The sequence below is a fragment of the Pseudoalteromonas sp. S1612 genome (assembly GCF_005887175.1).
Lineage (GTDB): Bacteria > Pseudomonadota > Gammaproteobacteria > Enterobacterales > Alteromonadaceae > Pseudoalteromonas > Pseudoalteromonas undina.
The window spans coordinates 1-14,176 of the sequence record NZ_PNDH01000006.1 but is presented as its reverse complement, the minus strand read 5'-3'; the positions used below and the strand labels follow the sequence as shown (position 1 = coordinate 14,176).

The window sequence follows — 14,176 nt, the reverse complement described above, 5'->3', positions numbered from 1 at the left end:
TAGCCAAATCACCTCTATATAACTAAATTAAAGTACGGGTAGAAAGTTATTATTCAGATAAAGAAGGTTTTTATCGTTGTTACCTTTTTCAAGTTGCTATTTTATATTTGTGTATTTAGAAAAAAACGATTTCACGCTAAACTAGCGCCACTTTCATCTATATAAAGCAACAGTATGGCACGCATTTTTTATTCACTCGCATTAATTATTATTAGCCCGCTGATTGTATTTTATTTATATGTATTAAGAGGTAAAAAAAACGCGGGATATCGCGCTCACTTTAAGGAACGTTTTGGCTTCATAAGCCGCGCTTTATTTTCAAACAACAAACCAGTTGTATTTCATTGTGCTTCAGTGGGCGAGGTGTTAGCTGCAACTCCTTTAATTAAAGCCCTACAACATGAACAACCGCAGTTAAATATTTTAATTACCTGCAATACTCCAACAGGACGAGAGCAAGTTACCGCACAGTTTAAACAAAGCGTTGCTGTTAGTTATTTACCCATTGATTTTCCTATGGCCACCACTCGCTTTTTAAAACGAGTAAAACCGCAATTACTCTGTATTTTAGAAACGGAACTATGGCCGAACTTAATGGCTAATGCGCACAAACAAAATATACCCGTATTGGTTGTTAACGCACGTCTATCTGAAAAGTCTCAGCAAGGCTACGAAAAAGTGGCCCAGCTAACTCGCAGTATCATGCAATCAATTACCGCACTTGCAAGTCATGACAAAGCCGATGCAAATCGCTTCATTGAATTAGGGCTACCTGCTGAAAAAAGCCATGTAACGGGATCAATAAAATTTGATATTACCCCAACCACTGCACAACTCGATAAAGTAGCCTCTTTAAAGCAATATTATAAAAAAGCAGAACGCTTTATATGGGTCGCAGGTTCTACACACCCTATAGAGCATGAGTTTATTTTAGCAGCCCACCAGCAACTACTAGAAACACATCCTGACGCTTTACTGATCATTGCGCCACGTCACCCCGAACAATTTGATAAAGTTGCAGAGCTACTGACTCACTCGAATCTTAGCTTTAGTCGTCGCAGTCAAAAAAATTATAATAATGAACAAATTGTGTTAGCCGACACATTAGGTGAATTACAATATCTATATGGTGCCGCTAATATTAGCTTTATCGGTGGCAGCTTAATTCCTCGTGGTGGCCATAACCCATTAGAGTCGGCAGCTTTTTCAGTGGGTGTACTTACCGGCCCTCATACCTACAACTTTGACCATGTTTACCCTGAACTGATTAAACTCAAAGGCGCCCATGTGGTTGAAAATACTGACGAACTGGTGCTTGCATTGCTTCGCTTAATTAAAAACACCAAAGCGTGTGATATTCTTGGCAGTAAAGCAGCTCAGTGCGTTGCTAAAAACCAAGGCGCTATTGCCAAAACGCTTGCCATTATAACTCCTTATTTAGAGCCAAAATCGTGACCAACTTAGCTATATCTCAAACCCGTGAATGGGTAAGCGCTGTGATTGTAAAATACAATTTTTGTCCATTTGCCCGTAAAGAAGTTGAAAATAACTGCATTCACTACACCATTAGTAACACCTCAAAAATTGATGATGCTGTTATGGATATGCTTGAACAATGTATCCAACTTGACCGTGATCCTCAGCGTGAAACCACTTTATTAATATTTGATAATGGCTTTACTGATTTTGAAGATTTTTTAGACCTTGTTGACTTAGCCAATGCGCTATTAGTTGCACAAGGATTTGAGGGAAAGTACCAAATTGCAAACTTTCATCCTGATTATGTATTCGCTGATAGTGATGAAGATGACGCTGCAAATTATACTAATCGCTCGCCTTTTCCTACTTTACACTTAATACGTGAAGCAAGCATGAGCGCGGCACTAGATGAATACAACGAGCCGGAGTCAATTCCTGAGCACAATATCAACTTAGCTCGCCGTAAAGGCATTCACTTTTGGCAGCAGCTACTTGAAAATTGCAAAAAACCGAGCGCATAAGCTCGGTTTTTGGTTTTTAATAATGCACAGAGTTATTTTTTAACCCACTCACCATTAACTTCAACGAAATGCCCTGCTTGGGTTTTTTCAATGGTTTTTGCCGCCGCTAGTGCTTCTACTTGAGCAAGTGACAAGTTGTTCTTTTTCGCAAGTTTTAAATATTGTGCTTTGCGCTTTGCGTTAATTTCATCAACAACCGCTTTAGCCTCTGCATTTTGTACAACCAAACCTAAATAACCTGAGCTATCTTCACCCACAAGCCCTTGGTTTTTAGCATCATCTAAACTGATTGCCCAAGCAGAAAATGACAATAAAGCGGCACTTAAAAGTGTGATCACGTTTAACTTTTTATTTTTTAATAAACTCATAATTGCTCCTTAGAATAACTCACTGTCATCGCTAAATAAGTCATCTAGCTCTTTATCAACTTTTACGCGAATTTCATGATCAACCTTCACATTTAAATTAATGGTGATAGGCTCTTTCGCTGCCACTTCAACGCGGTGCGTACATGCACTAAGCAACCCCAGTGCTGTAAGTATTATCAGCCATTTAGTCATTTTTAGTTCCTTTTGTTGAATACTCTTGTTCAACTTTTTGAGTAATTTCATCACTTAAGCGCAATGCTCTTAAGAGTGTAAAAACATTTTCTTCATGGTTGTAATTAAAGTTAACTTGCTGCGCCTGTTCCTTATTGTATCCCTTTAAGTTTACACCTAAATAAAGCCAACCGTCAGGCTTTAAGTCAACACTACTGTTTAAGCTCTGAATGTCTAAATCTTCCAACAAGCTTAAAATCGGGTCCAGTTCTTGTTGCTGAGCTTTAACTGCATCAAAAGCTGCATTGTCAGTAATAACTAGTTTACCTGTTCCTTGGTTAGATAATTCACCAGATTTTACCGAAATACCTTGTTGATCAAAGTAAACGGGTAAGCGGCCATTCACTCGACCAGTTAGTGTTATGCCCGATTTATCATCTAAGGTAATAAGTTTACTCGCATCAATATTTTCAAATGTGACCAAAGACTGCTGCGCTTTTTCCGTCACTTTGTAGCTATCCAAAGCAAAACGACCACCAAGTACATCAGCAGTTATTTTTTCAGCGCGAGCAATAGAGTTCTCAACACTAAAATTACCGACAATGTTACTCACAACAGCACCTGCTCGTAACTCATTTAATTCAAATGTAGTAGGAGCCACATTAAGCTGCCCTGAATCATAAGAACCCGTTAAGCGACTGCTAAAATGCGTAGCTAAATAATCGTTGTATAAGCCACTTACCTGTTCTACTTGAAATGCAAACTCAGCCTGCTGTAAATTAACATCTCCGCGAACAACCCCATTAAAGCTACCGTCGGTCAGCGTGGCTAATGGTTCAAACTGCTGTAAAACAGGGTTAAGTTTAGTCACAGCTTGATCTACAACTGTTATCTCAAATGGATGTTCCACAGCAGATATGTGGTGACTGGCTACCAACTCAATACCATCAATAAATACATGATGTGAGGCTTGAAGCGCCCGACTTTGCAGGCCTTTAGAGTTTATGCGAATATTACTTAGGTTTAAAAGATCACTGTTAAGTTGGGTAAGTTTAGTTTCACTGTTTAAATCGACAAATAATTCGCCAACAGCCAAACTAGAAGATGCTGATAATTGATTATTTACACCACGCACTTGGTATTGCTCATAAGCCACTGAGCGTAATTGACTATTTAGGCTAGCCTTTATATTTTGTTTATCATCAAGCTCAGCAGTAAACTGCGCCTTATAACCCTCTGCAGTTAATTTATCAAATTTAAGCTCAGCAAAAGCAATCTCGCTGGTTATTTTCGCATTTTTTTTATGTTGTAAAACATTCTCTATTTGAAATAGGCCAGTGCTTGCTACCTTTTTAGCTGATACGGGTAAAAAACCAGACAGCTCATCAACGTTTAATTGGTAGTTGCCATTCACAGCCAAGTTATTTAAAGCTGCATCTATTTCTATATGCTCAATGTCTTCACTGATAAACAATAACTTAATATTGCCTTTGGCATACTCTAACGGCTGCTGAATATTAATTGCTAGGTTTTTCAGGCTCAGCTTCGTTTCACTATTTTTAGTGTTTAATAGCATTGACGGTATAACAAGTTGTCCGTTTTCAAACTTTACCGTATCACTGAGCATTAATTGCCATTTTAACGGCAGCTGCTTGGCTACAAATTCACGCTGTGATTGATTGTTTATAAGCGTCAAACAATCACTATCAAACGTTACCAAGCTGGTTAATTGCTGTGTATTTAACAAGGCTTTTTTATCGTTAAAGTGATAGTAAATATTCATATCACCAAAAGCCTTTAGCGTTACTGGGCATTTACTAAATTGCTGTGTAAACTCAGCATCTATGTTTGATTTTATATCAACGGATAACCCATCAAAGGTGAACTCATGCCCACTGTTTAATGAAAGCGCGGGTATCGGCTTTATCTTTGTTAGTAATCCATCTGCTAACTTAAAGTGACCAGTAATTTTATGATTGCTAGCTGTTACTTCTGCAATTGCATCACCTGAAATCACAAATGTATTTAGCTTCTCTTCACCAATGCTAACCACTAATTCATCATGAAGTTGTGGGTGGGTAATTAACAATCTTTTGATATCAATTTTCGGCCGCTCTTTGGGTAAACTAAGTGCCAGCTTTTTGAAGGAGTTATTACTTGTTGAGACACTCTCGCTATCATTTAAACGAAGATTAGCGCGGCCAACAGTTATTTTTTTTGTATCAGCCACAATTCCACCAAGCTCAATTTGATGGCCTTGGTAAGTCAAACATAATCGGTTTACGTTTAAGCTAATATTTGCATTTAGTGACCAATCTAAACAATGTAGTTCAACACCAGATTGGCTCAAAGATGGCGCTATAGCCCATTGAGTTATAGGCATACGAAATACATAACCCAGTGTTGAAACACTCAGAAATAAAAACACGATTCCCCATGCGATGCGTTTGATCATACTATCCTTATTGAACCTTGAACCTTGAACAGTCTAAACAAAAAAGGCTGCACAAGGCAGCCTTTTTATCTTACATTTAGATCATGAATCCAGCGTGTATATTAACCTACATTTTTACGCGCATTTCTAAACATACGCATCCATGGGCTATCCTCGGCCCACTCATCTGGGTGCCAAGAGTTAGCAACCGCACGGAATACACGTTCAGGGTGTGGCATCATTACAGTTGCACGACCATCTGTTGATGTAATACCGGTGATCCCTTCAGGTGAACCATTCGGGTTTGCTGGGTACTGTGTTGTTGGATTACCGTAGTTATCAACAAACTTAACCGCTACGGTGCCGCTTGCAAGTGCAGCCTTAGTTGCCGCATCATTTGCAAATTCTGCATGACCTTCACCATGTGAAACTGCAATTGGCATACGTGAACCTGCCATACCATTAAAGAACACCGATGGGTTTTCTTGAATTTCAACCAGACTAAAGCGTGCTTCAAAACGCTCTGACTTATTAGTTACAAAGCGCGGCCAATGTTCAGTACCTGGAATCAACTCTTTTAATGTTGATAGCATCTGACAACCGTTACATACACCTAAGCTAAAGGTATCTTCACGATGGAAGAAGCTTTGGAACTGATCGCGTGCCATATCGTTAAACAATATTGACTTAGCCCAGCCTTCACCGGCGCCTAATACGTCACCGTAAGAGAAGCCACCACACGCCACTAAACCTTTAAACTGTTCAAGCGTTAAACGACCTTCTAAAATATCACTCATGTGAACATCTACCGCAGCAAAACCAGCACGGTTAAACGCAGCAGCCATTTCTAGGTGCGAGTTAACGCCCTGCTCACGTAAAATAGCCATTTGTGGCTTAGCACCTGTCGCAATGTACGGTGCAGCAATATCTTCGTTTAAGTCAAAGTTAAGTTTAACGTTTAAGCCTGGGTCTTTTGCATCAAGTTTAGCGTCAAACTCTTGCTTAGCACACTCAGGGTTATCACGACGCGCTTGCATCTGATAGGTTGTTTCGGCCCAAATTGTACGAAGCTCAGTACGCGTATGATTAAGTACTGTTTGCTCACCACGATTAAATACAATGTTATCGTCATTATTAAGCGAGCCAATCACATGGCTAATTGCGGCAACACCATGCTGCTCAAATACAGCTTTTACAGCATCTAAATCACTGTTTGCTACTTGAATTACAGCACCTAACTCTTCGTTATAAAGCGCTTCAATATCAGAGCCAGTCAAAGTCGCTAAATCAACGGTTACACCGGTGTGGCCGGTAAACGCCATTTCAGCGATAGTAGTAAACAAGCCACCGTCTGAACGATCGTGATACGCAAGTAGCTTACTATCAGCCACTAGCGCCTGCATAGCATTGTAAAAGCCTTTTAGTAACTCAGGGCTGTCTACATCAGGAGTAACATCACCAAGCTGCTTATAAACCTGTGCAAGGCTTGATGCGCCCATACGGTTTTTACCCGCACCTAAATCAACTAATATAAGCGATGTCTCGCCTTTATCAGTGCGCAGCTGTGGAGTCACCGTTTTACGCACATCATCAACGCGGCCAAACGCTGTAATAATCAGTGATAAAGGAGATGTTACTGATTGCTCAGTTGTATCATCTTCATTTTTCCATGTCGTTTTCATCGACATCGAGTCTTTACCTACAGGTATAGTTAAACCAAGTGCTGGACATAACTCTTCACCAACAGCTTTTACCGCTTCATATAAACCTGCGTCTTCGCCAGGGTGACCCGCAGCCGCCATCCAGTTTGCAGATAACTTAATGTTTTCTAGGCTACCAATATTAGCACCAGCAATATTTGTAAGAGACTCAGCCACAGCCAAACGTGCTGAGGCGCCATAATTAAGTAATGCCGCAGGTGTACGCTCACCTAGTGACATAGCTTCACCGTGGTAAGTATCGTAAGTTGCAGCGGTAACCGCACAGTTAGCCACTGGCACTTGCCAAGGGCCTACCATTTGATCGCGCGCTACTAAACCAGTTACAGAGCGGTCGCCAATAGTAATGAGGAAAGTTTTTTCTGCAATGGTTGGTAAACGTAATAAACGCTGCGCTGCATCCGCAGGATTAATAGCATCCATATCAAGTGCAGTACCGACTACTTGCTGCGACGTAACATCACGATGCATTTTAGGTGCTTTACCTAATAATACATCCAGTGGTAAATCTACAGGGCTGTTATCAAAATGACTATCCGCAACCGTTAAATGACGCTCTTCTGTTGCTTCACCAATAACTGCATATTGTGCGCGCTCACGCTTACAAATTGCTTCAAAGCGTGCAAAGTCTTCAACGCCCACAGCAAGCACATAACGCTCTTGCGATTCATTACACCAAATTTCGTGTGGTGCCATGCCCGGCTCATCATTAGGGATGTCACGCAGTTGGAATTTACCACCACGGCCACCATCATCTACAAGCTCAGGGAATGCATTTGATAAACCACCAGCGCCCACATCGTGTATAAACGCAATAGGGTTTGCATCACCTAGCTGCCAACATTTGTCGATCACTTCTTGACAACGACGTTCCATTTCTGGGTTTTCACGTTGAACAGAAGCAAAATCTAAATCTTCGTTTGATTGACCCGATGCCATGCTAGATGCAGCACCACCGCCTAAACCAATGTTCATTGCAGGGCCGCCAAGCGCAATCAGTTTTGCGCCTACTGGAATATCGCCTTTTTGAACATGATCAGCACGAATATTACCTAAACCACCGGCAAGCATTATTGGCTTGTGGTAACCACGTACCTCTTCACCATTGTGGCTGGTTACTTTTTCTTCGTATGTACGGAAATAACCTAAAAGATTAGGACGGCCAAACTCATTATTAAACGCAGCACCACCTAATGGGCCTTCAGTCATAATATCAAGGGCATTCACTATGCGCCCAGGCTTACCAAAATCACTCTCCCAAGGTTGTTCAAAACCTGGAATACGTAAATTAGATACAGTAAAGCCCACTAAGCCGGCTTTTGGTTTTGAACCACGGCCAGTTGCACCTTCATCGCGAATCTCACCGCCCGACCCTGTTGCCGCACCAGAGAAAGGAGCAATTGCTGTTGGGTGGTTATGGGTTTCAACCTTCATTAATATTTCAATGTCTTCTTGATGATACGCATATTCACCTTGCGCATTCGGGAAGAAGCGACCCGCCTTTGAGCCTTTCATTACGGCTGCATTATCTTTATAAGCAGACAGTACATTTTCAGGGTTATGCTCAAAGGTATTTTTAATCATTTTAAACAGCGACTTTGGCTGTTCAATACCATCGATAGTCCAATCAGCATTAAATATTTTATGACGACAATGCTCTGAGTTTGCTTGTGCAAACATGAATAATTCGATGTCGTTAGGATTGCGCCCTAACTTGATGAAGTTTTCAACTAAGTAGTCAATTTCATCATCAGCAAGTGCAAACCCTTGCTCTATATTGGCTACGGCTAATGCTTCGCGGCCGCCACCTAAAATATCAACTGATGACATTTGGCGAGGTGCATCGCTGCGAAATAACTGCGCTGCATCTTCTAATTTACTATGAGTAGCCTCGGTCATACGGTCATGAAGAAGCGCTGTAACCTGTGTAAGTTGCTCGGCGCTTAAATCACCTTCAACATAGTAAGCAATACCACGCTCAACTCGGTGAACTTGCTTAAGCCCACAGTTATGAGCGATATCAGTCGCTTTTGAAGCCCATGGCGAAATAGTACCAGGGCGAGGCGTTACTAATACCAACTGACCCGCTGGCGCATGCTCAGCAATTGTTGGTCCATAGGTTAATAACTTCTCAAGTTTGGTTTGCTCATCATTGTTTAATGGCGATGTTAAATCGGCAAAGTGAGCGTATTCGGCATATACATTGGTGACAGGAAGTTGCAATTGTTGGCAACGCGCTAAAATTTTATTAACTCTGAACTCTGAAAGTGCTGGTGCACCACGAAGGATCAACATAAGTAATTTCACCCGGGGTTAGGGATTGAACGATATTTTAGGCGCGTATTATAGTCCAAATTACTCTCAGATTTAACTCAAAAATGCGCTTTTCATTAAATTAACTTTTTCTTTTTGTTTACACCTATTTTTTACTGGCTGCGATTAAACGGTAAGTGACGTAATCAGTAAGTTTTGTTATAACAGGAGATACGATGCTAAAGAGGCGAATATGTTGAAGATAAAGCTAATAACAATCATTACGTTAGTCATCCTTTTGTGTGCCTGTAACACACAAGAGCAGTCAACACAGCTCGCCCAAATTAAATCAGAAAATAAAATTCGCGTTGGTACACTTGCCAGTGCAAGTAATTATTATCAAGCTGTTCAAGGTGAACAAGGGTTTGAATTTGAACTCTCTCAAGCATTCGCCGACTACCTTGGGGTAGAGCTTGAAATTGTGCCCTTTTTTAATTTATCCGATATGTTTGCGCGCTTAGATAGTGGCGATCTCGATTTAATTGCCTCTGGACTTACTTTTAATAAGGCGCGCGCCGAACGTTATCGCTATGGCCCAACTTACAGAACAATAAGTCAAAAATTAGTATTTAAGCAAGGTCGTGAACGGCCAAGAGATTTTGATGATTTAACTGGTAACTTCACCATTATTGCTAAAAGTAGTCACTCATTAACATTAGAAGAAATACAACAAAACAATCCTGGTTTAACTTGGAGTGAAACCGAAGAGTTTGATGAAGAAGAGTTATTACAAGCCGTTATTGATGGGGAAATAGATTACACCTTAGCGGATTCACATACATTAGCGTTGTTTAGGCGTTATCACCCTAACTTGAGTATTGGCTTTTCAGTTACCCGTAATGATTCAATTGCATGGATACTAAGAAAGTCGAATGATGACTCATTGTACGCATTGCTAGTTCCTTTTTTTGGTGAAGCAAAACAAAACAATCAACTTTATGTACTTGAAGAGAAGTACTTTGGCCATGTCCGTCAGTTTAATTACGTTAATACCTTAGCCTACATAGATGCAATAAAAGAGACACTGCCTAAATATCAGCCTTGGTTTATACAATATGCAGGTAGCCTTGATTGGCGCTTACTTGCTGCATTGAGTTACCAAGAATCGATGTGGAACCCTCGAGCTAAATCGCCAACAGGTGTGCGTGGAATTATGATGCTAACAAGGCGCACAGCAAAACAAGTCGGTGTTACTAACCGCTTAGAACCAGAACAAAACATACGTGGCGGTGCAAAATACTTAGCTAAATTAATCAAGCGTATACCTGATAGAATCCCGCAGCCTGATCGTACTTGGCTTGCACTTGCAGCTTATAATGTTGGTTGGGGGCACGTCAACGATGCCCGCATAATTACTGAGCAACAAGGCGCTAGCCCTGATAAATGGGCTGACGTTAAAAAGCGCTTACCATTGCTAGTAAAAAAACGTCACTACCGTAATACCCGCTATGGCTATGCTCGCGGTGATGTTGCAGTGACTTATGTTGATAATATTCGTCGCTATTACGATGCGCTTGTTTGGTTAGATGAAAATAATGCAATGGCAACTATACCGCCAACTTCCGAAACAGAAAAAGAAACAAAAGATAAAAGCATTAAACCAGGTGATGCAAATCAACGTATAAGTGATGGCGTAGAAAAAGAAAAATAAAAGCGCTGTGAAAATTTCGCGCTATATTAGCTACATGTTAGAAAAGCAAATAGTTGTTTACTTGCAATCAATTATTCAATAATCTGGCTCAATTGTATTAAAATCTGTGTCATCACCAAGCACATAAGGATAAGTAATGCTTAAACGTAGACGTACACATCAGCTTAAACGTTGTATAAAACACTCAACTGCCACTCGTCGTCGAGTGATGTTAAGAAACTTACATAAAAAGATAATTTGGCGCCGTCGTATGTTCGCTATGCAGCAAATGGCTGAATTAGACGCCTTAATAGCAGCTGCAGACTAATCGTTGTTAAGGTTGCGAGCGGCTAGCTTTGCGGCTTTAATTTGTGCTCGGCGACGTTTAAAAAAACTAGAAATAGTCTCTGCACATTGTGTCTCTAAAACCCCACCCGTTATTTCTACTTGATGGTTTAAACGAGGTTCTTGCAACAAGTTCATAATAGAACCAGCAGAACCCGTTTTAGCATCGGCTGCACCAAATACTAAACGTTTAATTCGGCTGTGCACCAACAGACCTGCACACATAGAGCAAGGCTCTAACGTGACATACAAAGTGCAATCAATTAAGCGATAGTTGTTAAGCACTTTTCCGGCTTCTCTTACCGCTATCATCTCAGCGTGGGCAGATGGGTCATTATCGGTAATTGAGCGATTATAACCCGCGCTTATAAACTGATTATTTTTGACAATAATGGCGCCTACCGGGATCTCATCGAGTTGCTCTGCTTGTTTTGCATACACAAGGGCTTGTTCCATCCAATATTGGTCGTCAAATGGCTCTGTCATGATTATCACTTAACTATTTTTTATGCCGTAATTATACCAACTTAGCGTAAAAAAATGCGTAATTGATCACTTTATTGCAAAAATAAAACAAATTTAAGTGGTTTACCATGGCCCATAAGGCGGGATTTACGCTATAATCTCTCGCTTTTTTTATTTAGCTCACAACACGGGTAGCAAATGAAATTTCCTGGACGCCGCAGGCATAAACATTATTTTCCAGTGGAAGCCAAAGATCCACTGACCAATCAACTTAACGCCACAGAACGATTACACCGCAGCTATATTACGGGGATCGATCAAATCGTTGTTGATATAGAAGCTAAGGTTGACCAAGCTTTTCTCGATGAATTTCAATTGCGCCGAGGGATGTCGCAAGTTATAGATAATGACATCACTAATGCTTTATACGATCGCTTAAAACTAAACGATATGGTCGATTACGAATTCGCAGGAGGAACCGTTGGCAACACGATGCACAACTATTCCGTACTTGCTGATGATCGTTCAGTACTACTAGGCGTAATGAGCGAAAATATAAAAATAGGCAGTTATGCTTATCGATTTTTATGTAATAACTCAAGTCGTGTAGATTTAGACTACTTACAACCAGTCGATGGCCCTATTGGCCGTTGCTTTACCTTGATTGATGAAACAGGTGAGCGCACGTTTGCTATTAGTGCTGGCCTGATGAATTACCTAAAGCCAGAGTCAATTGATAAAGAGCTAATAGAAGGCTCATCAGCATTAGTCATCAGTGCGTATTTAATGCGTACTCAAGGTGATGAAACCATGACCGAAGCGACCATGCAAGCAATCAAGTACGCTAACGATGCAAATGTACCGGTGGTATTAACTCTAGGGACTAAGTTTCTTATCGAGCAGGACCCGACATGGTGGGCTAACTTTGTAGAAAAGCATGTTGATATACTTGCTATGAACGAAGAAGAAGGCCAAGCAATTACTGGATATGAAGATCCACTTCTTGCTGCTGACAAAGCATTAGACTGGGTTGACTTAGTTATTTGTACAGCCGGTGAAAAAGGCTTATTTATGGCTGGCTTTGTTGATGACAGCTGCAAACGTGAAACAGAGTACCCATTATTACCGGGTGCTATACCAGACTTTAATCGTTATGAATTTTCACGTGCAATGCGTAAAGTTGACTGTGAAAATCCTATAAAGGCATATAGCCATACAGCGCCGTTTATGGGTGGGCCTGACTCGATTAAAAATACCAATGGTGCCGGTGACTGTGCTTTAGCCGCGGTTTTACATGACTTATCAGCGAATGTTTATCATAAGTTGAATGTTGCTAATTCAGCAAAGCATCAGCAACAAGCCATTACCTACTCTTCGCTCGCACAAATTAGTAAATACGCTAACCGTGCTAGCTTTGAAGTGCTTGTACAGCATTCGCCTCGCTTATCACGTGGTTTGCCTGAGCGCGAAGATTGTTTAGAACAAGTGTATTGGGATCAATAAGATCCCATTACGCTAAGCGAAGCTAAAATATCGATATATCAAGCTTTTTAGATAGCAGCTCTAATGCTGCTATTCCCGCCACTGAGTTACCAAAAGAGTTTAATCCTGGTGAATAGACTGCCACTGTAAATCTATTCGGTAACACCGCTAATATTGTTCCAGAAACACCCGATTTACCTGGCATGCCAACACGATAACCAAAGTCACCCGCTGCGTCATATAACCCACTGGTAAACAACAACGAATTTAGTTGCTTGTTTTGACGACTAGAAAGTACTCGTTTATTCGAGCTGTAATCTATCCCTTTATTGGCTAAAAAATTGTACGCCTTGGCAAGTTCAATACAATTAAGTTCTATGGCACAAAAATTAAAATACGACCAAAGGACATCATCTACTTCATTCTCAAAGTTACCGAATGATTTCATTAAATGTGCCATTGCCGCATTTCTATGCCTAAACTCATATTCTGAGTTAGCCACTTGCTTGTCAATTACAATACTGCGATTACCTGATAAATCGCGAAATGTTTCAAGCATAGAGTGCATAGGTGCAGATAAACGACTATACAGAGCATCACAGGTAACAATCGCTCCCGCATTAATAAATGGGTTACGTGGAATCCCTTTTTCAAACTCAAGCTGTGTCAGAGAGTTAAACGCCGTACCAGAAGGCTCTTTGCCAACTCTATTCCATAATTCATCGCCATAGCGTTGCAACGCTAATGTCAGAGTCATTACTTTAGATACAGATTGAATTGTGAAACGTTGCTCACAATCACCGGCGCAGAAAATTTCTCCTTCCGTAGTATAAATAGCAATAGAGAACTGCTCAGGAGAAACCTCTGCCAATGCCGGTATATAATCGGCAACTTTACCCTGCGTTAGTAAAGGCTTAACCTCTTGAGTTATCTCATTTAACACTCGTTGGTAATCACTCGTTGGCAATCGACACCTCAATAATACGAAATCTAAAATCAAATTTTAACACGTCAGATCCATAACCGCATGGTAATGTTGAGCAAATAGGGGATTAGCTGATATCAATAAAAATATTTCACTACAAACTTCGAAACTATTACAGCATAAGTAAACCATAGTAAGGGCTTTAAGTTCCTACTTTTTTTACTTTAACCTGATGCCTTTAATTAGAGTCGGTGGGCTACTTCGTAGCGACAGCGCAGTAGAATGCCGTAGTACCCACAGCGGTAAAAAGTCACATAACAAATGC

The 14,176-nt window shown here is 40.7% G+C and carries 11 protein-coding genes; 5 read left to right on the top strand and 6 right to left on the bottom strand.

Going from position 1 to position 14,176, the window contains the following annotated elements; genetic code table 11:
- Positions 1-174 precede the first annotated feature (174 nt).
- Positions 175-1,455, top strand: coding sequence for a lipid IV(A) 3-deoxy-D-manno-octulosonic acid transferase (waaA, locus tag CWB78_RS02360; protein WP_054201972.1), 1,281 nt, complete (start codon positions 175-177; stop codon positions 1,453-1,455).
- Positions 1,452-2,000 (top strand): DUF1415 domain-containing protein, encoded by a 549-nt coding sequence (locus tag CWB78_RS02355; RefSeq protein ID WP_008115579.1) that lies wholly within the window; start codon positions 1,452-1,454, stop codon positions 1,998-2,000. The genes waaA and CWB78_RS02355 overlap by 4 nt, the downstream gene beginning before the upstream one ends.
- Positions 2,001-2,032: 32 nt before the next feature.
- Here CWB78_RS02355 and CWB78_RS02350 read toward each other — a convergent pair whose 3' ends face one another.
- The 4 genes from CWB78_RS02350 to purL all read right to left on the bottom strand — a co-directional run bounded on the left by CWB78_RS02350 (position 2,033) and on the right by purL (position 8,986).
- Positions 2,033-2,368, bottom strand: a complete 336-nt coding sequence (locus CWB78_RS02350; protein WP_008115577.1) for a YdbL family probable chaperone protein — start codon at positions 2,366-2,368, stop codon at positions 2,033-2,035.
- Between the two features lie 9 nt (positions 2,369-2,377).
- Positions 2,378-2,560 carry a YnbE family lipoprotein gene (locus tag CWB78_RS02345; RefSeq protein ID WP_008115575.1) on the bottom strand — a complete coding sequence of 61 codons (183 nt, stop codon included), beginning with the start codon at positions 2,558-2,560 and terminating at the stop codon, positions 2,378-2,380.
- A complete protein-coding gene (locus tag CWB78_RS02340) occupies positions 2,553-4,994 on the bottom strand; it encodes an intermembrane phospholipid transport YdbH family protein (RefSeq protein ID WP_138594060.1) in 2,442 nt (813 codons plus the stop codon). The genes CWB78_RS02345 and CWB78_RS02340 overlap by 8 nt, the downstream gene beginning before the upstream one ends.
- 101 nt (positions 4,995-5,095) lie before the next feature.
- Complete coding sequence (purL, locus tag CWB78_RS02335) at positions 5,096-8,986, bottom strand: phosphoribosylformylglycinamidine synthase (RefSeq protein WP_138594058.1); 3,891 nt, start codon at positions 8,984-8,986, stop codon at positions 5,096-5,098.
- Positions 8,987-9,197: 211 nt separating this feature from the next.
- On the opposite strand from purL, the gene mltF reads away from it, so the two are divergent.
- Both mltF and CWB78_RS18765 read left to right on the top strand, forming a co-directional pair.
- Complete coding sequence (mltF, locus tag CWB78_RS02330; protein WP_138594056.1) at positions 9,198-10,655, top strand: membrane-bound lytic murein transglycosylase MltF; 1,458 nt, start codon at positions 9,198-9,200, stop codon at positions 10,653-10,655.
- Between the two features lie 136 nt (positions 10,656-10,791).
- Positions 10,792-10,962, top strand: coding sequence for a hypothetical protein (locus CWB78_RS18765; RefSeq protein WP_008468235.1), 171 nt, complete (start codon positions 10,792-10,794; stop codon positions 10,960-10,962).
- On the opposite strand, the gene tadA is transcribed toward CWB78_RS18765, so the two are convergent.
- Positions 10,959-11,465, bottom strand: coding sequence for a tRNA adenosine(34) deaminase TadA (gene tadA, locus CWB78_RS02325; RefSeq protein ID WP_075170707.1), 507 nt, complete (start codon positions 11,463-11,465; stop codon positions 10,959-10,961). The genes CWB78_RS18765 and tadA overlap by 4 nt on opposite strands.
- Positions 11,466-11,642: 177 nt before the next feature.
- Between tadA and CWB78_RS02320 the strand changes: the two genes are divergently transcribed.
- Positions 11,643-12,947, top strand: a complete 1,305-nt coding sequence (locus CWB78_RS02320; RefSeq protein ID WP_036985324.1) for an inosine/guanosine kinase — start codon at positions 11,643-11,645, stop codon at positions 12,945-12,947.
- A 22-nt stretch (positions 12,948-12,969) separates the two neighbouring features.
- Here CWB78_RS02320 and glsB read toward each other — a convergent pair whose 3' ends face one another.
- Positions 12,970-13,893 carry a glutaminase B gene (gene glsB, locus CWB78_RS02315; RefSeq protein WP_109875654.1) on the bottom strand — a complete coding sequence of 308 codons (924 nt, stop codon included), beginning with the start codon at positions 13,891-13,893 and terminating at the stop codon, positions 12,970-12,972.
- Between the last annotated feature and the right edge of the window lie 283 nt (positions 13,894-14,176).